The organism is Paraburkholderia sp. SARCC-3016 (genome assembly GCF_031119615.1).
In the GTDB taxonomy this organism is placed as follows: domain Bacteria; phylum Pseudomonadota; class Gammaproteobacteria; order Burkholderiales; family Burkholderiaceae; genus Paraburkholderia.
Map to the genome: position 1 here is coordinate 317,120 of NZ_JAVHZD010000001.1, position 18,808 is coordinate 335,927.

Consider the following 18,808-nt stretch of genomic DNA (forward strand, 5'->3'; position numbering starts at 1 on the left):
AGCCGGTGCAGCGGGGGAGCGACGGGAGGGGAGAAGAGAAGAGAAGAGAAGAGAAGGCGGATGACTGGTGCCAGGGCCGGAATGAAATAGTTCCGAAAAAAGCATATCAGTACTGGAGGTTTGAATCCGCAGCGGACAAAAAACCCCCAGAACAACCCCCAGACGACGGCCGCTCGGTCTACACGGTGTGGGCTCCGCGCCAAGGAAGTCGCTAGAATCACACGACTCCTTTCTGTGCTCCATTTCGACCAAGCCATGCAGACAATTCACGACCGAAATCGCCTGATTGGTTTCTTGAAGTCTTGCATCGAGTGCAGCATCTACCTTGCGCCAACGGACCCAGGTTTGACCTTTGGCGAGCTCGTCGAAGCCGGGCGTAGCGTTGGGCTTCTGCCGGGAGAAATTTCAGATGCGATGCCATACGTAGCCACGGTGTACGGCGTTGGCGGCCGATTAATGCCGGGGCCGAACGATACCGTGCTGTGGCTGATTTTCTACCCGCCCGAGGCCCCGGATTACCGGAACCCCAAGGCATTTGATTTCGTCTTCGCCGAGATGCACGAAGCTGCGCGTGTCTACGGGGCACAGAGCGCACGGCTTGAGCGCACTGTTATTGTCGAGCGTGGGAATACCGCGGGACTTTCACGGAATGACGTCCAGGTTGCCGTGACCATGATGGTGTTGAACGGTATTCTGGTGGAGCAGGAAGGAATCCTTAGATATGCGCGAGGCAGGGAAGCCTTCGCCGCCCCGAGCACGCAACTGACGCAACAACGCAACTTTACGCAGGCGCGTCGAAACGAGTCTCGCGAGCGAGCTTATGCTGCGGTGAAAGACGTCATAGCACGGCGCTCAGATGGTCGCCCAGAATCCGCTGAACCCTTCAAGGCTTTCGCGGAGGCGCTTGAATCCCTTGGCACCGGTCCATTCCGCGTTTGGTGGAACCAGATGGTGGCGGAACTGCGGCAGGCGAGCACGCAAACTGCACCAGTCACTGTGACGACGCTCGCGGCCGCGCTCGTTGAAGCCTCGCTCACGTTCGTCGTGTCGCACGCCCAGACGCTTGGTCTTGGTGTCATGGGCTCAAAATCATTTACGGAACGGCCTTCAAGATGGAAGCTGGAGGAACTGGTCACCAGCGCGGGATATGGCGGCGAAGCTGCGATACTGGATAAGTCAGTGCAGACGCGGGCAAGCATGCTGATCAGCGCACGGCAGCGAATTCACGCAGGGCGGATGCTTGAGGATTTTCCTGGTGGACCACCCGATCTGCAGCCCGAAAAGGCGCGGGATGCGGTTCTCACGGCGGAGCAGGTTGTTCGCAGCGTGCTTGACTGGTTGCAGCGATACCCTTCGAAATCGTAAGGACGAACGACGTCGATTTGCGCTCCCTACTTACGGCGTCTTTCTGGGCGGCCGACGACGCGCTGCTCACTTAAAACCCGCGTTTTCACGATAGCCGCGGCGAAGCGCTCACGCGTCTCGCGCGAAAGGCCGACGTACTCACCTTGTCTCGAATCAGCGGTATCAAGGACCTGGAGGTCTTGATGCAGCACTACTACCGAGAGACGTCTGAGCAGATCGCTGCGCGTTTATGATCGACGAAACATTTGGGGGCGAAAACGCAGTGAATAGCGATTACATAGTCTTCGTGGACGAAAGCGGCGACCACAGCCTGACGTCAATCGACGCGGAGTATCCGCTGTTCGTGCTTTGCTTTTGCATCGTGAAGAAGACCGACTACGCGGACACGCTTGTGCCGAGTATCAAGCGTCTCAAATTTGACACTTTCGGCCACGATTGCGTCGTCCTGCACGAGATCGACATCCGACGGAAGAGGGGCCCGTTCTCGAAGCTCAGCAAGGAGCCGCGCGAGGCGTTTCTAAACGCGCTGACGGCGATCATCGACGATCTACCCCTCACCGTCATTGCCGTCGTGATCGAAAAACAGAGGCTACGCGCGCGCTACGCGCATCCGTTCAATCCGTACCACATCGGCATTCAGTACGGACTTGAGCGCGTGAGGGCATTCCTCAGGCTGCAGGGGCAACACGAGGCGCTCACGCATGTCGTATGCGAGGCGCGCGGCGCAAAGGAGGACGCCGATCTGGAGCTCGCGTTTCGGAGGGTTTGCGACGGCGATAACCGGTCGGGCGCACCCTACAACTTCGACATAGTTATCTGCGACAAAAGATCCAACTCGGAGGGTTTGCAGCTCGCCGACCTCATGGCAAGGCCGATCGGCCTGTCGGTTCTACGGCCGGGGCAGGCCAATCGCGCTTTCGAAGTGCTCGAGAGAAAGTTCTTCGCTGGTGCTTTCGGGGTGGTGAATGGCAACGGCCTGAAAATCTTCCCCTAGAAAAGCGAAAGGCCCCAAGGTAGTCCCTGGAGCCTAGCGCCGGCCGCGTAGTCGCAACCCATTTGGTATTACAAGCATAGCTTGTAGGGTAGCCTAAGGTCAAGCTGGCTAAACTCTCGGGTATGCGAGTTCCGCGTTCGGTCCAATTTCAGCGGACCTATCGCCGTGCGGCCGAAGCCGGTTGTGCCGTAACTGAAATGATGCTGGCGGTCGTAACCTCGCCGCGGAGGATCGTTGCATTAATGCTCAGATAAACGGGTGTTCTACCCCACTCGGCCGATTGGAGCAGCCCTATCTGAGCTCGATCAAGGCTATTGTCTTGAAACGTTGCTGAAAATTCTTTTTCGTCCTGAACGCGGCGCACCCGTAACTTGATGTAATCAGTCGCGCGCAAGTCGGTACTGAGGATCATGTAGGTTCCATTAAGCTGGGCCTCTTCGGACGGTGATCGTTTGGCGAGAGACAATGTTCGAGCGGTGTCGCGATCGATCGTCACATCATTAACCGCGAGCGTTTTGGCGTCACCAACGCTTTTCAGCAGCGAGTTACGCGCGTCGTCGAAGTCCGTCCTCGCGGCTGCAATTGCTGCATTTGCAGACATTGCTCTTGCTAGCGTGTCGAGGCGTTTTGTTTCCTCCTGACTCAGTGCGATTTGCTTGTCGGCGTCGATCTGCGACTTCCTGTCGTCCGATCGCACCTTCAAATATCCCTTGTAAGCTACGACGCTGGCTGCGATCGCGCCTAAACCGAGGACAGAGATGACGAGCTGATCGGGCGTCATTTTGCTTAACAGCTCCGTGCTGAGTGTTTTTGCGAAGTCGCCGAGGTCGATATTGATCAACGACGAGCCCTTGCTCACTTTCGCTTTGAACCGCAGATTGTTGCGTTCAGCGGCGGTCAGCGAGCGAGAGTCGGGGCTGTCGTGTACCAGTCGGGAATACGCCCGGTTCAATGCCGTTTGAATTTCAACGATCGCTTCCGCGATGTCCGACGTAATGGAACTGTTGTAACCAGGGCCATTTAACCGGATGGTGACCTTCGGCCAGTCGACGAACTCCAGCTTGTATGTAGCATCCGCGAGCTCCTTTTGCAATGCTTTTTCGAGAGCCGCGAAGGCGGTCTTATCGTCCGTTATTTTGAGCGTTCGTGACGTAGCCATCGTTCCCCTTCGATATTTTTCTGGTGCCCGGCCTGAGCGTTGGTGCGCATCCTAGCACTACTGTGGGGTGGATAAAACGTATCTGCATCGAATATGCCTGACGAATATTCGGGAGCGCTTTAGCGACTATTGCATGACGGTTGTATATTCACGTCTCCACACCTAGGAGATGACATGGATAACAACGAATATTCTGAATTGCTCCGTCTCAAGTCTCCGCATTTCCCAGCCTTGGGCGACGTCTTCATAGTTGTGTCGGCCGGTGACTATCGGACAGGTGGAATTCCGCATTTCTTCGGAGAGTTTTTTATCTTTTCTACGAAGGAGATTGGTGGCGTTATTGGGCAACGGGTGTACTTGCATCAACATCTAACCCGGAACGGCTCCGCCGAGGTTTTTGCTTTGTCGAAGGTGCGCGCTACAGCCGAGCTCTCGCAGCAAGTGGCAAAGTTGCTCAGCTTAAAGAACGACGACAGGTTTGATGGTGGTTTGGTACTCGAAAAATCTGAGTGGGATTACGTTGAGACGCTGTGCCGTGCGGGCATTCTGCCACAAGAGTCCATACGAGAAATTGAGCAAAAGACCAGATCGTCGTACGTCGTGAAGATTCTCAGAGAGATGACGAATTTCTCTGCATTGACGTTCGAAGAAGCCAAGAACCGATAACCGATGGCGGCGTTTCGGCCAACTCGACATTCTCGCGAGACGCTTTAGAAATTGAAAAAACGGCCCCGCCGAGGCGAGGCCGAACCTATGGTCAATGGCGCTCGCCACCACGCGAGCAACTGAACGATAGGACTTGATGTACAGGGCGGCAAGGTTAGCTATCGCATGCGGCGGTGTCTACGGCCGCGTTGGGCCGACCGGAAAGAGTTTCGCTTCCCACATCATCAAAACCTGTCGCACGATGCCAGAAAGTGGACGTGTGTGCCCGGAATCAAACGTGACCGTGACCGCAGAGCCAGTGTTGTATGGGGCGGTCACATATGCGGCGCCCATATACGCTCCTGCAATGCGCTGGATCTGCCCCGATGTCGATATCTGGCGCGGCGACTTTTTCGGCACCGACAGGACAGCATGCTTTGATGCATCGGCTATGTCATGAACCAGTGCGAAATCGGGGCACGCGCTCACCAACTCTTGTCGTAACCTATCAACACGAGCTTGCATCTCCTGGCGATCACGTCCCTCATAACCCTCGAGCGCGGCATGATCAGTCATGTGGTACAGGACGATCGTCGCCAAACGTCCGCGCCGGACGTTGCTCACGTCGGCCAGGTACTCATCGACGGTTGGTTTTACCGTCGACATGAAGAACTGCGCCGCAGTCGGTCGCTTGCCTCGGCGCATATCGTCTAGCGCTTTGCGCGTTTCTTCTCACGTTCGTCAAGCACCTGACCGACCTTCTCAGCGAACAGGTCCAGTGTATACGGATCGACCTGAGTAACCGGGGCTGGATCTTTGGAAAAACTCTCTTCCAGCCGCGCAACGATCTCGGCGGTAAGTGAGCGCTTGTTCCTGTCCGATGCCTTGTCTAGCCTGTCTTTCAAGGCGGCAGGGATTCGGAGATTGACTTGAGGTTCATCGCGGGCCATGCCGCATTATATGTAGCACCGTGCTTGCAATCAATAAAGCACCGTGCTACATTCATTGCCAATCCTCGCCAATGTATGCATAGGGTCGGCGAAGGCGCGGTGCACACTCACTGAGTGGATCAAATCAACAGGGTGGCATATGAGCGAAATTTCTGAAATCCGACTCACGAAACATCCTCTGGGGCGCCGCAAAAGCCGGCCGCTTCCGGGGGCACCGTTAGCAGGAACGGTGGATTTGTGCGCATACCGCAGCCGTCGGGCTGCAGAGCATTCGGATTGTCTGCAAATCCCGTCGTCCTCATGCCTTCAGGTAATGATCAGTGAGTCCGGGGAGTTGAACTGGGTTGGGCATATCAACCCGTTACACGCGGCAAAAATGCTTGATCTGCTTCTCTTGCTAACCGTACTTGCAAGAAAGGCTGAATGCTTTGGTCAAGACACGTTTCGAGAAAAATCGAGAAAGAACGAGTGATCGATAACTATGCAAGAAGAACGGTTCCTGATCCGCGATCGCGCCTATGGCGTATGGCATCGACCGCGGTCGATTGAGCGCTACCTGGGCAGGCGTCAGGCCACGTCGATGACGATGGCCGATCTGGATAGCGTGCTATTTGTCGAGTACGGCTACGACAACAAGCTCCCGCTGGCTCTTGTCGAGGTCGCTCGCGATATCGGACAGGAGAAGGCAACGGGCGTCATCCACCAGCTCGCGCGAATGGCCGGCATTCCGGCATTCGTGGCGCTATACAGCCCCGCGACAACGGCAAACCCGGCAAGTCCTGCGTGGCACGACATCGAGGCATTTCGGGTGCGGCGCGTGTGGCCAAAGCCGGAAAATGAGTGGCGCCAGCTGTCACCAGCCGAATGGGCGGCCGCACTCGTCCAAATCCGCGACTGGCAGCTCAGGCGCTTTTCATCTCAACTCGCCGCAAATGATGCGGTGTATTAGGAGGTCATATGCGAATCGATGACGAAATATCTCCCACTTCGGGCGAACCACAGCCGGTCAAGACCGAACTCGATGTCGCAATCGTCGCGCTCCAAAACATCGATCAACTATCCCAAGAAACGTCGGATAACATCTGTGCGTTGGCCCGGGCATTGGAAAAGCTCGTTGCCACGGAAACCGAACGCACTCTGGCGAGGCTTATCGTGCAGCAGTCGGACATGTTGATGAACGACATCAATGCGCGCGCCGAGTCGTGTGGCGCGAACTACAGCGAGGCGCGCCATGCATGACAACGTCATTGCGCTGGTGCGCCCGCAGCGCCAAGAGGCACGGATTCGCACCGTCCCCGCAAACGAGCGCCTGACCAGTTCTGCGCAAGTGATGCAATTGGCAGTTCAATTCGGTGATGCTGATCTGCTCAATCGAGTGGTGCCTTGGCTTCGCGACGGCAAAGCTGATGCCGTGGAAACTTGGCTCTCCAGTTCATTCATGTCGCGTCTCAGAACACACGTCGACGACGCAATGGGATCGACGGCCATGGAACCGGTCCGGTGGAAGGCCCAGTGCAATCACGTCAAAGGGCGACTCACCACTCCCGCGGGCACTGTCGTCATAGAAGTTATCCCGCGCTGTGGCAACGGCAGATCGGCGTTATTCGGTAACAAATTTGTGTCCTACGTCAGATTCGAGGGACATCGGGACGCACTGCTTCTCGCTCGGCTTGTGCAAGTGCACTGGTTGCATACCGGTTCCCGTGGAGGAAAGAGAAACGAGTTCGAGGCCGCCATCTTTGGTGCAAAGCGCATCGTAAAGATCGGGCGAAGCGGCGAGCGCTACAAGGTCTGCGTCGACATGACCGACGACGAGCATCTCGAGGTCAGAAGCGACAGGTCCGAAACCATCGAGAAAGCGCAGAAGTCCTTACGGGACGAGGTCGACGGGTTGCCGCAGTCGCCGGACCAATACATGGAGACATTCCGCGCCCAAGCAAATCTAGGTATCGGTCTGTTGCAGATGTGTGCCTGCGACAACGAGGGTGGCTTTTCACTCGACGATCGTAGCCGCGCCGCGATCCTCGTGCGATTGGACGCATTGCGACAAGCCTTGGCTCAGGCGAAGTCGACCTTCGACCGTGGCGCACGCAGAAGTCAGATCGCGTGCATCGCACAACGACATGCGCATTCAATACCCGACACGGCAACCTAAGACGGATGTTTGCTCGGGACTAGATACACCGTGCATGGAGGAAGCGTAGCAGACACATTCATTCATTGAGAAAGGCGGGACGGAAGGCGTTGGCGCGCCAGCCGTCCCTAACCACAACACGACCTGTTACGGAGGTCGCATCATGGCTGTTTGCAAGTTTATCGCAGCTGCGGCTGCGGGCCTGCTCGCGTGCGCAAGCGCAAGGGCGGAAACCGATCTTGTCCTGATGGGTAAATCGTGGCACTTCGGCCACGATGTCCCGGCCGGCGAGACGGGCTATAACGTGAACCAGTACAACTGGGGCGGGGGCCTCGAATACCGCTTCACGCCGTCTGGCTGGTTCGTCGGCGGTTTGACGTATCACGACACGTTTCATCAGCAAGCGTATGCGTTGTACGGTGGCTACCAGTATTCGGTGCCGCTCACCGACAATCTCTCTGCTTTCGCCGCGATCCGTGCTGGCTATCTGAACGGTTCGGGTTGGCACGGACCGGGAGCGCTGCCGAGCTTCGGTATCAAGTACAAGCGGGTGTCTGCAGAGGTCGTATACATTCCCCCTTCCGGGAAGGACGGTTACAACTGCATCGCCGTATTTGGTCGGATCGCGTTCTGACATGCGACGGCACATCAGACACGGCGCCGCAGAGTTTGGCCGAATGGCGCACAGGTATCATGTGTGGCGGAGACTCAACCCAACTTCGCCACGTCGAGATATGCAGAATCGAATGCCAGACCTCAAAGTCGACGTCGACGAAGTCGCCGCCTTGATGGCTTTTCCGAGTGATGAACTGGCGCGTAAAGCCTTTGCGCTGTACATCCGTCACGACCGAGCCGCGGCGATGGGCCAGAGCGTCGTGTTGTCGGCCGACGAATATCTGTTTCTGACATCGTGCGCTGACGTTTCTCGTCCCGAGATAGCGCAACGTGCGAAAACATCGACGGCCAGGGGAATGGCGGCAGCGTGGCCATTCGTCCAGATGTTTCTTGCGCCACCTGATTCAAAGCCATCGCTCGCAAAGGCGTACCGACAAGCGCAGGAATTGAAGGAGACGAACTACCGGGCGACCAAACACAGATTGACAGAAATTTACGCGGATCTCGATTCCGATCGCGTTGACCGAAAGTACTTTGAGGAAGTCAGACGGGAGTTTGCTTCCGTGCTGCATCTGTGGATGGCGCACATGATCACAAACGTCGCGACGGATCGTGGTCCGGACGTACGGGACCCCCAAAGGCTTCGCGCGTTCCTCTTGGGCGCGGAGCGGTGCGCGGCATATCTCGCATCTCTCCAACACGCCAACCGACACCCACCTGTCGACGTTTCGCAACTCCATCGCGTCCCTGTCCCAGACAACTAGTCACCGTCTGTCGCGCCACCGATAGGGAAAATGTAACTCCCTCACTTACCAGCCCGATTCATGGCTGCGATTCTGCCCACATGCAAACGACGCCTAGGAGCGACAAAGCATGCGTGCAGATACCGAAATTAGCAAAGTCCCAGAGACGCTTCCCGTGGTCGGGTTCTCCCGATGGGAGCAGCTCCGTCACTTCATCCCGGTAAGTCGCGAGACGTGGCGAAAACTCGTTAAGGAAGGCCGTGCGCCCCAGCCGCAGCGCTGGACCGAGCGCTGCACCGTCTACAGCAACGAGGAAGTGCATCGCTGGATGAAAGATCCCGCCGCCTATCAAGCGCATCAGGCTATGGCTGCTTGAGGAGGTCGGATGACAGATAAAGAAAAAGCCGCAACCCACGAAGGTGCGGCTCAAAGTAAAGACCAAGGGCAGTTTAACGGAAACGACGCTGATGCTCAACGGCGCCGGATTCTTGAATTCCTGCGTCAGCATCGCTCTCTTTCCACGATCGATGCGCGGCATCAGATAGATGTGCTTCATCCCGCCGCGAGAGTCATGGAGCTGCGTCGGATCGGTCACGAGATCATGACCGTATGGGCGCATGAGTACACGCCGGAAGGACGCAAGCATCGCGTAGCGCGTTATCACCTGGTGCAGGAGGCTTCGCCTTGCTGACCGAAATCGACCGCGCGCGTTCAGCGCTTTTTCATCTCGACGCCGGTTGCGAACGCTCGGAATGGGTTCGCATCGGCATGGCGGCCAAAGCTGCTGGGCTCGATGTGGATGACTGGGTCACCTGGTGCGCATCGGGCGGTAACTTCGGTGGCGAGCGTGAAGCTACGACCGTCTGGCGTTCATTCGGATCTGGCAGCATCGGCGCCGGCACGCTCTTTCGCGCCGCGCATGACGCCGGATGGACAGACACGTCGCCCGCCCGCCGCCTCGTCCCCGTGCGGGTCGCACCGCAGCCCGAACGCGACATCCGCACGACCATAGATCCGCGCTGGCTTTCCTACTGGCACGGGCTCGGTCCCGTTAGTGATGCTGGCGCGGCCTATCTCGAGAACCGGCAATGCATCGTCCCGCCAGCGGATGGTGCGCTTCGGTTCGATCCAAACGGGCGTCATCCGAACGGGTTCGCCGGACCATGCCTTGCAGCGCTCGTCACCGACATCGTCTCTGGCGCACCCATCAGTCTGCACCGGACGTGGATCAATGCAAACGGCACCAAAGCCGCCGTCGAGCCGCCTCGCATGTTGCTGGGCGGTCACCGCAAGGCGGGCGGTGTCATTCGTCTCTGGCCCGACGATGCGGTTACGCATGGCCTTGCCGTGGCGGAGGGCATCGAAACGGCGCTGAGCATCGCGCAAGTCTTCAGACCGGCATGGGCCTTGATTGACGCCGGCAATCTCGCGAAATTCCCGACCCTTCCCGGCGTCGACTCGCTACTGATCGCGGCAGATCACGACAACGCTGGACAGCGGGCCGCCGAGTCGTGCGCCATCGCATGGGCGAGCGAGGACCGAGAGGTTCGCATCGCAATGTCTCCGACTGCGGGCCAGGATGCCAACGACTACCTGCGGGAGGCGGCATGAAACCCGAATTCCGCGACTGGATTGATGGCGCGCCTGTCTTTGACATCACCCAGTACCGTGATGAAACGAGAGCGGACGGCTTCGACGGCGACCAACCGAGCGTTGTTGCGACTAATATCCGCGCCGTTCCTGTCAGCGAGCTGCTGGCCGGCGAGCGCCAGAAGTACCTGATCAAGGGCGTATTCCCGGCAAAGGGTGTCGCGGCCATCTATGGGCCTTCTGCGTCCGGCAAAACGTTTCTCACGCTCGACGTGTCGCTGGCTGTTGCGCGCGGCTTGCCGTGGTTCGGGCGGCGCGTCAACAAAACGGGCGTGGTCTATGTCGCTGCGGAAGGCGAAGCTGGTATCTCGGACCGCTTGCGTGCTTCTCTGGGAGAAGACCTCGAAGACGTTGCGATGGAGATCGTCCCGTCGCCGGTCGATCTGCTGCGCGGCGTGGCAGATCTCGATGCACTTGTCTCTGCCATTCGCGCCGCAGAAACCCGGATTGGTCCGGTCGGGCTGGTTGTGATCGACACGCTGGCGCGATGCATGCCGGGTGGCGATGAGAACACGTCGGACTCGATGGGCGCTTTCCTGCAGAACGTCGACGCCTTGCGGCGTGCAATAGATGGCCTCGCCCTGATCGTGCATCACACCGGGAAAGACACATCCGCCGGTGCCCGCGGCCACTCGTCCTTCTTTGGCGCGATGGACGGCTGTCTCGAGGTCTCGCGCGACGGAGATCACAGGTCTTTCAAGGTCGCCAAATCCCGCGATGGCGTGGACGGTGAATCGCAGGCTTTCCGCCTCGTTTCCGTCGAACTTGGCACCGATGACGACGGCGACCCGATCACGAGCTGCGTCGTTGAGCCCGATGACCAGCGATCCATGTCCAGCGATCAGAGTTCCCGGAAGCCGCCGAGCGGAGCGAACGCAAAGATCGCGATCCGCGTGCTCAAACAGTTGCTGAAGGATTCGCGGGACTTCGCCAAGGGCGGTGCTCCGGTCGGCCGCCCCTGCGTCCGTCTGGACGACGCCAAGGAAGCAATCATGGCCGTCCTTCCAGTCGAGCCGAAGCGCAAGCGCGAGCGGACCGAATCCGCGCTCACCAGTCTGCTGGGTTCCGGCACGTACGAAATGCGGGAGGACTGGATATGGGCAGCGTAGGCACTTTCCCGATTTTCCCGATTTCGGGAAGTTTCGGGACGCCGATTCTTTCCCGATTCCCGAAACCCCCTAAGGGGTTCGGAACGGGAAATCGGTCGGGAAACCGTAACGGGATTTCGACATACGTGGGACTGATTCAACAGGCCATCTACAGAGGCGGAGCGACAGGACAGGCCAAACTTTGGAACGAACAGCGAGAGGGTTTGCATGGGAACGTCTGACGAGCGCCTCAAGTCATGGAGCGACTTCATGCGGGCGGTGCACGAAGGCAAGCGCGGCAATTTCGGGCCGGCTCGGGAAATCGTCGAGCGGGTCAGGGCCCGATCTGGGGATGCCGCAGCAAGCGCGCAGCGGCGGGAAATCTGGCGGGTCATTCAGGCGGGGCAAGCGAAATGATCGATGCATTGGTGGCGGGAAAGCTGTGGAAAAAGCCGGAGCAACGACGCTCTGGCGCCGGCAAGACGTTTGTGACCGCGAATGTCCGCGCTGCGGACGGGGACGGCGAAGCGCTGTTCGTGAACGTCGTGGTGTTCGACGACGAGGCCAAGACAGCGATGCTGGCGCTCGAGGACGGCGACAGCGTGTCGCTCACTGGTTCGCTCAAGGTCAGCACGTACGAGGCTCGAGACGGCTCTGTAAAGCCAAGCGTCAGCATGGTCGCGCAAAAGGTCCTGACGGCGTATCACGTGGCGCGCAAGCGAAAGGCAGTCACGGTTACGGGCGACAAGCGTGCGTCCGGTGAAGCCGGGTTTGCCGATGACGATGTTCAGTTCTGACGTGAATTTTTCAGGGAGATTGCAGCGCAATGAGTGGCGGCCAATTCAGGAAAGGGCAAAGCGGAAATCCGGCAGGCAAGCCGAAGGGCGCACGCGACAAGCGCACGGCGCTGCGCGAGCTGCTGCAACCGCACGCCGCGGATCTTGTGAAGAAGGCTGTTGAGCTGGCGCTGGCGGGCGATACAACCGCGCTACGCATCTGTATCGACCGTTGCATTCCGGCGATCAAGTCGAAGGATCAACCGATCAGCCTTCAGGGTTTGAGCGGCTCTCTGGCGGAGCAGGGAGAAGCAGTGATGGCGGCAATGGCCGCGGGCGAGATCACACCGGACGAGGCCACCGCGGTAATGCAGGTACTCACTGCGCAAATGAGGATTGTCGAGGTCGATGATCTTGTAAAGCGAATCGAGGCACTGGAGGGAAACGGAAATGGCAAGCAACAGCAGTCTTAAGACGCGCGTGGGGTACCTGGAACAACGACGGGGCAAAAGCGACGCGCCGATCATCATTCGCCGGATCATCGCTCCGGATAACGAAAACGGATTTGATGGCGTAACGGTCAACGGAGCCTATACGCCGTGTGCAGCCGGCCAGTCAGCATCTGAATTGGAGCAACAGGCGATCGCGGAAATCAGGCGTCAACGTGTGGCAGGCAGATTTCTCGTTCGCAAGGTTAGGGCAGGCGCCGCAACCGACGCCGGACGACAAAACGAATCGTGATCACTGGAGGGCAAGGTAATGGCGGGCAACAACCTTAAAACGCGTATCACGCAGCTCGAACAGCGGCAGACGCCGCCTACTGCAGCGAGTCTGATCGTAATAACCGCGCTTGGCGACAAGGAAAACAGGCCTCGACTTGTTGCCCGTCCCGGAGGGATGCCCTTCGAGGAGGTGCCCGAAGGTACGACCTGGCATGACCTCGATCGCTTGTACCGCTGACTGATCTCCCAACACTCTCAATCGCAAGGATTCGAAATGACGTTACCAGCCACTTTGCCGTTATCCATGTCTCAAATCGCCAACGAACTTGGGCGAGCTCTTCCGCTCGGCATGTTAGACCCGATGGTGCTGTCGCTCGCGGGAAAGAGCGCTCCGCCGATCAGCTTTACTGATTTGCTGGGCAAGACCGGGCGCTACGACGGCAGTGTGAAGACGGGCGCCATATCGCTCCAGCGTTCCATCGACTGGCTGAACGGGACAGCACGTTTCTTCGACGTGTTCTTGTCGGAAGTCGTTTGGAACTCTCCGACGACAGCGACGCTGTTCACATGGTCGCCGTCCAACGAGTGGCGAGGAAACATCCTCGTCAGAAACAACACGACCGGCGTCCAAGGGGTGTTTGTACCGGCTCAACCCGCTCTGTATTCGGCAAGCGGGTTCGATGCAAACAACTTGATCAGGAACGGCGCGACCGACAACTACACGATCGTTCCGTCGTTTTGACACTGGTAATTCATCAAGGGAGAAGCAAATGAATGGCGTTGATATGCAGACCGCGAGCGCGCCGCGCGCTTCAATGAGTCTTGCCGACCAGTTTGCCGCTGACGCTGCTGCTGGTGCAGCTGGGGGTCCCGCGCAGCCTGCGCCTGCAATGACAATCGCCCAACGGTTTGCGGCCGATGCCGCTGCGGGTGAAAAGATCAGCGCCACGGCGCCCGGAGCGACAGCTCAAGCTAACCCCCAGGGCAATTCACAAGCCGCTGATCTCGCTGCTGGCGGCGCATCGCCTGACACGTTGGGCAACCTGCAGCAGATCGGAGCCGGTGCTTTGCACGGTGTTAGCAGCTTCGGCAACAACGCGATCAATCTCCTGGAGAAGGGCATTGCTGGCGGAGCCAACATGATTCCTGGCGTTCGTGGCTCTGCGCTTGGCGATTGGCTTGCTAACACGGCGAACAGCGATGTCGCCGCCCAGGCCGCAAGCGACCAACGGTTCCGTCAGACAGCGTCTCCGGGAGAGCAGGCATCGGCCATCATCTCCCCGATGCTCATTCCCATGGGAGGCGTGGCTCGAGCTGGTGCGGCGATTCGTGATGGAATTGCAGCGCTTCCGATGATGGGCGGCACTGCGGGGCGCCTCATTGGTGCCGGAGTGGGAAATGCCGCAACCGGTGCTGCGCTGTCGGCTGCGTCTGGCTCGATCGACGCGAGCCAGCCATACTGGCAACAGGCCGGCAAGAATGCACTGATAGGTGCAGGGACTGGAGCGGCTTTGCCTGCGTTGCTGGGTGGTGTCGCTGGTGCTGGCCGCGCGTTGTATGGCGCGGCGTTTCCGATCTTGAATCCGCGGGGCTATGTTGGTCGGCAATTCGCTAATGCCGTGGGCGATGATGCTGCACAGGTCGCAAGCAACATCCGGAGCGCGCCGACCTATGTGCCCGGGTCTGTGCCAACCACCGCCCAAGCGGGTGCAACGCCGTTCCTGGTGCAGACTGAAAAAGCCGCCGCGAACAGCAATCCCACGTTCAGGACTACGCTCGAGCAACGCAATATCGACAACAACAATGCGCGCTGGCAAGCGCTGATGGGTGTTGCGCAAACGCCGGTCGATCTGCAGGCCGCCCAACAGGCGCGTACAGCCACGACCCAACCGTTATACGACGCCGCGCATCGGTCGACCGCGAACGTGGGCCCGGCCTTCATGCGCTATGCGCAGATACCGGAGATGCAGGAAGCAATGCAACGCGCCAACGCCACTGCCTCGCTGGATGCTTCTGTCGGTCGCGGAATTCAGCCGGTGTGGCCGACACCGTCTTCCAAAGCCATCAACGGGTCGGCGCTTGACTACACCTCGCGCGCATTGGACGACATGATCGGCGAAGCACAGCGTGCGGGGAACACGGCTCGCGCCGGTTCGCTGAAGGCTCTGCAGCAAAAGATCGACAACTGGACGCTGACCTATATCCCGGGCGTCAAGCAGGCGTCAGACACCTATGCGCAGATGAGCACCCCGGTCAACACCATGCAGGTAGGTCAGCAGATCGCGAACGGGCTGGGAACGCGGGCAATGAATGCCGGACAGGTTCCCCAGATCCAGATGATGCCGTACCGGTCGGCGCTTACGAAGGCGATGAATGGCGCGCAGTTCGGCATCGACCCGGCCGCTCTCAACACACTACAGGGCATCGGGCAGGACCTCCAGCGCGCAACCGTTTCAAACTCGATCCGATCGCCGGGAAGCGACACTGCGTACAACATCACCGCCAACGGCTGGTTGCCGCGTCGACTGTATGGCTCCAACTTCCAGGGTGGTGCGATCGGCCGAGTTCTGGGTAGTGCGGCGCAAGCGGCTGGCGCTGCGGGCGGAGCGGCCATGTTTGGCCCGGCAGGCGCTGGTGTCGGCTCTGCGCTTGGCAGCGGCGTCGGCGGTTTGCTGAACGGGTCGTTCGTCGGCGCGCGGCTGAACAACCAGTTGGGCGACATGTTGCTCAATCCGCAGTCGTTTCTACCCTATCTGGACGCGAGAGCGGCCGGGGCACGGGCACCCGTCACAGGTGGCCTCATGAATGGCATAACGCGACAGTTGCAGTACGTTCCTGCGTTGATGATTCCGCAGCTCGCGGCCCCGACCCGCCCATGAAGGACATATGGCGATCAGCGGCCCCATCGGGGATCTCCGCCCGCCAGCTTCAGCGGTTCTGCGACCTCCCTGATGTCGCCGTCGATGATCACGCTGCTTTGGGGCAGGAGAACTTCCGATTGTCCTGCTTGCGGGACATCGCGTTCGACAAGGGTCCAATCTGACTGGCGCCGGGTAGCTGCTGGCGCGCTAGCGAGCAATGGGACGAGTCCGACAAGGCCAAACAGTATAGCCGCCGCGATGTAGATCAGGACCTGACCGCCAGTGCCAACACCTGCGGTGTTAGCTGCGACCACGGTTCCGACAACGGCTGGCGCGACGCTCATGAGATATATCCCGAAAGATCCAACATAGAATACGCAACGCGAAGAAGGACGGCAATCCACCAGTGCTGCTCGTCAAAAATGAACGCCCTCAGGGAGATCTATATGTTTGGCAGCGACGTAGAGAAAACCGTAATTGGTGCCGCCATTGTGCTCTGGTTCGCACACGGCTGGTATCTCAATACACGGCTGGAACGTGTTCACGCAAAACTTGACGCGATCTTGAATAACTTCGACGGACTGCGTAATTACCTGTACGAGATCGATCCGCAGTTCGACGACGAGCGTATGGCAAATGCGAGTCTCGAAACATCAGTTCGAGGTGGTACAAATCCGTTCGCGGGAATCGATGCGTATCGCGTGGACAATGAGAAACGCGAACAGGGCAAGCGAACGCTAAATACGCCATTCGCCGACTCTGGAATGTGACGTCAGTGGATCATTCGTTGGTGGTCTGTTTCATCAATGCCTTATTGCGATCTGAAAGCTCGCGAAGCTTATCGTCCAGGTCGCTCTGTAGCGCTCGCCGTTCTTCGGCAGTCAGATCGTCTTTCAGTGCATGTGCCTCGATGTCGCGAAAGAAGTGCAGCTTCTTGATGTTCATCTCGTGCGTGTTGCATTGAATTTCGAGCCAACGTACTTGCGCCTCGAGATTCTTAAGGCGGGTCTGTCGAAATGCGAGCCAGAGGATGGCCGCCAAAGCTAAGAGGTCGATCCATGTTATTTGCATACGAGCATGGGCGGTCGATGGGGAAGAGTACGCGCCGCGAATGCGGGTGTCGCGAAATCCTAACATCCCCGCCTCGCATGCCGAGTAGGAAGCATCACTTTGCGAAAGCGGACGCAAAGTGATAGCCGTTACTAAAGATCGCATGCGTCACTCTGGGACTGCGACTATCGGTGGCGGGCCTCGAATTGGTCGGACGCGATTCAGAGAGAAAAATGCTTGCGCACGCATCGATCTTCAGACTATTCTGCGCACGTACCACCTCGCCTAGGTTCAGGCATCGACACGTTAGCTGGGACATCTCCAGCCATTTAGTAAGCCCGCTTTGCGGGCGCGGCATTCGGTAACCGAAAGCCGTGATGAATTTGCAGGGCCTACGCCCAAATTGCGTCCATCGATTTCTGATGGGCCATGCAAAAGCTCCGTCGTCAGACGAGGCAATGAATTCGTCTTTTGCGCTCTGCGAAAGGCGTGCTGTGCAATCCCGTTCGCCGTTCATTCGGCATCAATCCGTGACGTGCGCTCCCCAGCGCCAACGCCGCGCCCCGTTGCGTCCGTCGCTTTCGTCCCTGTGACGAGCGGCGGCGCGCTCGGTCGCGGTGTCTGCAATGTCGTGTCGGCTCGTCCGGCACCTATCAATTCTCGCGGTCAGGGCAGTGGCGCCCCCTGATCGGTCGAACAGCCAAAACACGGAACAAACGGGGAGAAGCGTCCACCCGCGGCAGACCGGCCTTGATGGGCTGGTGTGCTTAGGGCTGCGTCAGCACGCTGGCGCAGAACGCTCTCGAACTCACCAGCCCGAGGCTCATGCCCCCGTTTGTTGTCTCCCGGCCGCGCTCAATGCGGGGCTCCGTTCCAACGGTCAGGGGAGGCGACTGGGGTCGAGCCTCAACACTGGATTGCGGGGTGCACATGTCTCATAAGTCACTTACGGCCGACCTGTGCCGTGCCGCGCGTCGTTCGCGTGGGAAACAGGCCAATCTCACCTTCACAGGGCGCGAGAAATCGCTCGGGCGTTTTGCACGGTTCCTGTGGGAGTCTGGCTTTCAGATACACACAACGGGGCACATTAAAGCGAAGCACGTCAAAGCGTGGGCAGCTGATATGGCAGCGCGCGGCCGCACGAAGCGCACGATCGCCAACAATGTGGCGCACATTCGGACTGCGCTCGAGGGAATCAAGCGTCGTCCGTTTGCTGACTGGCTCAGCAATGCGCAACTAGGCATTTCTGGCGCCAGCCGCGCCGGCACCAAGCGGCCAATGGCGCGCGGGGTCTTCGAGCAATACCTAGCCGCGGTGCGTCGCATCGACCCGGGCGTAGCTCTTGTGCTCGAGCTGGAACTGGAGTTCGGCTTGCGCGCGGAGGAGGCCGTCCGCTCTGTTGATTCGCTGGCCGACTGGTTGTGGGCTCTCACGAATCCGGTTAGCGACGGATTCGTGACCGTGATTCACGGTACCAAGGGCGGGAAAACACGACGCTGTCCGCCTCTGGATCGTCAGCGCGCCGCTGACACGGTGTCGAGGGCGATTGAGGCGAGCAGGGGCCAGCGAGGGAAGCTTGTGCGCAAGCTTGATCTCAAGAGCGCCATGTGCCGTTACCACTACGTCGTGCGGTCAGCCGGCATGGTGGCAGAACGGGCGCCACACAGTTTGCGATACGCATACGCGACCGAGCATCTGCAGCGAATGAAAGCCGCTGGTGTGACGAGGCGGGAGGCGGCCGCAGGCGTGTCGACATGGCTTGGGCACGGCGACGGGCGCGGGAAATGGGTCGAGCAGGTATATGGTCGCGAAACGCTTGCCGCCGGTGAGGCGTGACATGCACAAGCACACCGATTCTCTGCCGCAGGTGGGCCTCTCGCGGTGGGCTCAGATCGAGCCGTTTGTGGGCGTGTCTAGAGAGACTTGGCGCAAGCGCTGTTTGGAAGGTCGTGCGCCGCGGCCGATTCAGTTGACGCAGCGGTGCACCGTCTGGAAAAACGAAGAGGTGCATCGCTGGCTGGCAGATCCGCTGATGTATCGAGAGCCGTGACGCGAA

At 59.1% G+C, this 18,808-nt stretch carries 25 protein-coding genes; 21 read left to right on the forward strand and 4 right to left on the reverse strand.

Features of this window, described 5'->3' with window-relative positions:
- The first annotated feature begins 255 nt into the window (after nucleotides 1–255).
- Nucleotides 256–1,365, forward strand: a complete 1,110-nt coding sequence (locus QYH69_RS01390) for a hypothetical protein (protein WP_308830129.1) — start codon at nucleotides 256–258, stop codon at nucleotides 1,363–1,365.
- A 229-nt stretch (nucleotides 1,366–1,594) separates the two neighbouring features.
- A complete protein-coding gene (locus QYH69_RS01395) occupies nucleotides 1,595–2,359 on the forward strand; it encodes a DUF3800 domain-containing protein (protein WP_308830130.1) in 765 nt (254 codons plus the stop codon).
- 157 nt (nucleotides 2,360–2,516) lie between these two features.
- Here QYH69_RS01395 and QYH69_RS01400 read toward each other — a convergent pair whose 3' ends face one another.
- Nucleotides 2,517–3,518: a hypothetical protein gene (locus tag QYH69_RS01400; protein WP_308830131.1), complete on the reverse strand. Its 1,002-nt coding sequence runs from the start codon at nucleotides 3,516–3,518 to the stop codon at nucleotides 2,517–2,519.
- 174 nt (nucleotides 3,519–3,692) lie between these two features.
- On the opposite strand from QYH69_RS01400, the gene QYH69_RS01405 reads away from it, so the two are divergent.
- Nucleotides 3,693–4,184, forward strand: a complete 492-nt coding sequence (locus QYH69_RS01405; RefSeq protein WP_308830132.1) for a hypothetical protein — start codon at nucleotides 3,693–3,695, stop codon at nucleotides 4,182–4,184.
- 177 nt (nucleotides 4,185–4,361) lie between these two features.
- On the opposite strand, the gene QYH69_RS01410 is transcribed toward QYH69_RS01405, so the two are convergent.
- A complete protein-coding gene (locus QYH69_RS01410) occupies nucleotides 4,362–4,829 on the reverse strand; it encodes a hypothetical protein (RefSeq protein ID WP_308830133.1) in 468 nt (155 codons plus the stop codon).
- A gap of 44 nt (nucleotides 4,830–4,873) precedes the next feature.
- Nucleotides 4,874–5,113, reverse strand: coding sequence for an Arc family DNA-binding protein (locus QYH69_RS01415; RefSeq protein WP_308830134.1), 240 nt, complete (start codon nucleotides 5,111–5,113; stop codon nucleotides 4,874–4,876).
- 481 nt (nucleotides 5,114–5,594) lie between these two features.
- Between QYH69_RS01415 and QYH69_RS01420 the strand changes: the two genes are divergently transcribed.
- From QYH69_RS01420 to QYH69_RS01495, 16 genes are all read left to right on the forward strand, one after another.
- Complete coding sequence (locus QYH69_RS01420; protein ID WP_308830135.1) at nucleotides 5,595–6,062, forward strand: hypothetical protein; 468 nt, start codon at nucleotides 5,595–5,597, stop codon at nucleotides 6,060–6,062.
- A gap of 8 nt (nucleotides 6,063–6,070) precedes the next feature.
- The gene (locus tag QYH69_RS01425) at nucleotides 6,071–6,352 is read left to right on the forward strand and encodes a hypothetical protein (protein ID WP_308830136.1); all 282 of its coding nucleotides are present in this window, start codon (nucleotides 6,071–6,073) and stop codon (nucleotides 6,350–6,352) included.
- On the forward strand, nucleotides 6,345–7,268 hold the full coding sequence (locus QYH69_RS01430) for a hypothetical protein (RefSeq protein WP_308830137.1): 924 nt from the start codon (nucleotides 6,345–6,347) through the stop codon (nucleotides 7,266–7,268). Before QYH69_RS01425 ends, QYH69_RS01430 begins: the two co-directional genes overlap by 8 nt.
- A gap of 142 nt (nucleotides 7,269–7,410) precedes the next feature.
- Nucleotides 7,411–7,881, forward strand: coding sequence for a hypothetical protein (locus tag QYH69_RS01435; RefSeq protein WP_308830138.1), 471 nt, complete (start codon nucleotides 7,411–7,413; stop codon nucleotides 7,879–7,881).
- 112 nt (nucleotides 7,882–7,993) lie between these two features.
- Entirely contained in the window at nucleotides 7,994–8,626 is a 633-nt protein-coding gene (locus QYH69_RS01440) for a hypothetical protein (protein WP_308830139.1), read from the forward strand.
- A 109-nt stretch (nucleotides 8,627–8,735) separates the two neighbouring features.
- Nucleotides 8,736–8,981, forward strand: coding sequence for a transcriptional regulator (locus QYH69_RS01445; protein ID WP_308830140.1), 246 nt, complete (start codon nucleotides 8,736–8,738; stop codon nucleotides 8,979–8,981).
- Between the two features lie 9 nt (nucleotides 8,982–8,990).
- Entirely contained in the window at nucleotides 8,991–9,296 is a 306-nt protein-coding gene (locus QYH69_RS01450) for a helix-turn-helix domain-containing protein (RefSeq protein WP_308830141.1), read from the forward strand.
- The gene (locus QYH69_RS01455) at nucleotides 9,290–10,216 is read left to right on the forward strand and encodes a toprim domain-containing protein (protein WP_308830142.1); all 927 of its coding nucleotides are present in this window, start codon (nucleotides 9,290–9,292) and stop codon (nucleotides 10,214–10,216) included. Before QYH69_RS01450 ends, QYH69_RS01455 begins: the two co-directional genes overlap by 7 nt.
- The gene (locus QYH69_RS01460; RefSeq protein WP_308830143.1) at nucleotides 10,213–11,364 is read left to right on the forward strand and encodes a helicase RepA family protein; all 1,152 of its coding nucleotides are present in this window, start codon (nucleotides 10,213–10,215) and stop codon (nucleotides 11,362–11,364) included. Before QYH69_RS01455 ends, QYH69_RS01460 begins: the two co-directional genes overlap by 4 nt.
- 207 nt (nucleotides 11,365–11,571) lie before the next feature.
- Entirely contained in the window at nucleotides 11,572–11,760 is a 189-nt protein-coding gene (locus QYH69_RS01465; protein ID WP_308830144.1) for a hypothetical protein, read from the forward strand.
- The gene (locus QYH69_RS01470) at nucleotides 11,757–12,140 is read left to right on the forward strand and encodes a single-stranded DNA-binding protein (RefSeq protein ID WP_308830145.1); all 384 of its coding nucleotides are present in this window, start codon (nucleotides 11,757–11,759) and stop codon (nucleotides 12,138–12,140) included. The genes QYH69_RS01465 and QYH69_RS01470 overlap by 4 nt, the downstream gene beginning before the upstream one ends.
- A gap of 29 nt (nucleotides 12,141–12,169) precedes the next feature.
- A complete protein-coding gene (locus tag QYH69_RS01475; RefSeq protein ID WP_308830146.1) occupies nucleotides 12,170–12,592 on the forward strand; it encodes a DUF5681 domain-containing protein in 423 nt (140 codons plus the stop codon).
- A complete protein-coding gene (locus tag QYH69_RS01480) occupies nucleotides 12,570–12,860 on the forward strand; it encodes a hypothetical protein (RefSeq protein WP_308830147.1) in 291 nt (96 codons plus the stop codon). The genes QYH69_RS01475 and QYH69_RS01480 overlap by 23 nt, the downstream gene beginning before the upstream one ends.
- Before the next feature lie 255 nt (nucleotides 12,861–13,115).
- The gene (locus tag QYH69_RS01485) at nucleotides 13,116–13,583 is read left to right on the forward strand and encodes a hypothetical protein (RefSeq protein WP_308830148.1); all 468 of its coding nucleotides are present in this window, start codon (nucleotides 13,116–13,118) and stop codon (nucleotides 13,581–13,583) included.
- A gap of 28 nt (nucleotides 13,584–13,611) precedes the next feature.
- A complete protein-coding gene (locus QYH69_RS01490; RefSeq protein WP_308830149.1) occupies nucleotides 13,612–15,720 on the forward strand; it encodes a hypothetical protein in 2,109 nt (702 codons plus the stop codon).
- A 428-nt stretch (nucleotides 15,721–16,148) separates the two neighbouring features.
- On the forward strand, nucleotides 16,149–16,472 hold the full coding sequence (locus QYH69_RS01495; RefSeq protein WP_308830150.1) for a hypothetical protein: 324 nt from the start codon (nucleotides 16,149–16,151) through the stop codon (nucleotides 16,470–16,472).
- 10 nt (nucleotides 16,473–16,482) lie between these two features.
- Here the strand turns inward: QYH69_RS01495 and QYH69_RS01500 are convergent, their stop codons facing one another.
- Nucleotides 16,483–16,917 (reverse strand): hypothetical protein, encoded by a 435-nt coding sequence (locus tag QYH69_RS01500; protein WP_308830151.1) that lies wholly within the window; start codon nucleotides 16,915–16,917, stop codon nucleotides 16,483–16,485.
- Nucleotides 16,918–17,682: 765 nt separating this feature from the next.
- On the opposite strand from QYH69_RS01500, the gene QYH69_RS01505 reads away from it, so the two are divergent.
- Both QYH69_RS01505 and QYH69_RS01510 read left to right on the forward strand, forming a co-directional pair.
- Nucleotides 17,683–18,588: an integrase domain-containing protein gene (locus QYH69_RS01505; RefSeq protein WP_308830152.1), complete on the forward strand. Its 906-nt coding sequence runs from the start codon at nucleotides 17,683–17,685 to the stop codon at nucleotides 18,586–18,588.
- 1 nt (nucleotide 18,589) lies between these two features.
- Complete coding sequence (locus QYH69_RS01510) at nucleotides 18,590–18,802, forward strand: AlpA family phage regulatory protein (protein ID WP_308830153.1); 213 nt, start codon at nucleotides 18,590–18,592, stop codon at nucleotides 18,800–18,802.
- Nucleotides 18,803–18,808 lie beyond the last annotated feature (6 nt).

Excerpts from the sequence above, each read along its gene's own strand:
- QYH69_RS01390 (WP_308830129.1), top strand. The coding sequence starts at position 256 with ATGCAGACAATTCACGACCGAAATCGCCTGATTGGTTTCTTGAAGTCT.
- QYH69_RS01395 (WP_308830130.1), top strand. The coding sequence starts at position 1,595 with ATGATCGACGAAACATTTGGGGGCGAAAACGCAGTGAATAGCGATTAC.
- QYH69_RS01400 (WP_308830131.1), bottom strand. The coding sequence starts at position 3,518 with ATGGCTACGTCACGAACGCTCAAAATAACGGACGATAAGACCGCCTTC.
- QYH69_RS01405 (WP_308830132.1), top strand. The coding sequence starts at position 3,693 with ATGGATAACAACGAATATTCTGAATTGCTCCGTCTCAAGTCTCCGCAT.
- QYH69_RS01410 (WP_308830133.1), bottom strand. The coding sequence starts at position 4,829 with ATGTCGACGGTAAAACCAACCGTCGATGAGTACCTGGCCGACGTGAGC.
- QYH69_RS01415 (WP_308830134.1), bottom strand. The coding sequence starts at position 5,113 with ATGGCCCGCGATGAACCTCAAGTCAATCTCCGAATCCCTGCCGCCTTG.
- QYH69_RS01420 (WP_308830135.1), top strand. The coding sequence starts at position 5,595 with ATGCAAGAAGAACGGTTCCTGATCCGCGATCGCGCCTATGGCGTATGG.
- QYH69_RS01425 (WP_308830136.1), top strand. The coding sequence starts at position 6,071 with ATGCGAATCGATGACGAAATATCTCCCACTTCGGGCGAACCACAGCCG.
- QYH69_RS01430 (WP_308830137.1), top strand. The coding sequence starts at position 6,345 with ATGCATGACAACGTCATTGCGCTGGTGCGCCCGCAGCGCCAAGAGGCA.
- QYH69_RS01435 (WP_308830138.1), top strand. The coding sequence starts at position 7,411 with ATGGCTGTTTGCAAGTTTATCGCAGCTGCGGCTGCGGGCCTGCTCGCG.
- QYH69_RS01440 (WP_308830139.1), top strand. The coding sequence starts at position 7,994 with ATGCCAGACCTCAAAGTCGACGTCGACGAAGTCGCCGCCTTGATGGCT.
- QYH69_RS01445 (WP_308830140.1), top strand. The coding sequence starts at position 8,736 with ATGCGTGCAGATACCGAAATTAGCAAAGTCCCAGAGACGCTTCCCGTG.
- QYH69_RS01450 (WP_308830141.1), top strand. The coding sequence starts at position 8,991 with ATGACAGATAAAGAAAAAGCCGCAACCCACGAAGGTGCGGCTCAAAGT.
- QYH69_RS01460 (WP_308830143.1), top strand. The coding sequence starts at position 10,213 with ATGAAACCCGAATTCCGCGACTGGATTGATGGCGCGCCTGTCTTTGAC.
- QYH69_RS01465 (WP_308830144.1), top strand. The coding sequence starts at position 11,572 with ATGGGAACGTCTGACGAGCGCCTCAAGTCATGGAGCGACTTCATGCGG.
- QYH69_RS01470 (WP_308830145.1), top strand. The coding sequence starts at position 11,757 with ATGATCGATGCATTGGTGGCGGGAAAGCTGTGGAAAAAGCCGGAGCAA.
- QYH69_RS01475 (WP_308830146.1), top strand. The coding sequence starts at position 12,170 with ATGAGTGGCGGCCAATTCAGGAAAGGGCAAAGCGGAAATCCGGCAGGC.
- QYH69_RS01480 (WP_308830147.1), top strand. The coding sequence starts at position 12,570 with ATGGCAAGCAACAGCAGTCTTAAGACGCGCGTGGGGTACCTGGAACAA.
- QYH69_RS01485 (WP_308830148.1), top strand. The coding sequence starts at position 13,116 with ATGACGTTACCAGCCACTTTGCCGTTATCCATGTCTCAAATCGCCAAC.
- QYH69_RS01490 (WP_308830149.1), top strand. The coding sequence starts at position 13,612 with ATGAATGGCGTTGATATGCAGACCGCGAGCGCGCCGCGCGCTTCAATG.
- QYH69_RS01495 (WP_308830150.1), top strand. The coding sequence starts at position 16,149 with ATGTTTGGCAGCGACGTAGAGAAAACCGTAATTGGTGCCGCCATTGTG.
- QYH69_RS01500 (WP_308830151.1), bottom strand. The coding sequence starts at position 16,917 with ATGCGATCTTTAGTAACGGCTATCACTTTGCGTCCGCTTTCGCAAAGT.
- QYH69_RS01505 (WP_308830152.1), top strand. The coding sequence starts at position 17,683 with ATGTCTCATAAGTCACTTACGGCCGACCTGTGCCGTGCCGCGCGTCGT.
- QYH69_RS01510 (WP_308830153.1), top strand. The coding sequence starts at position 18,590 with ATGCACAAGCACACCGATTCTCTGCCGCAGGTGGGCCTCTCGCGGTGG.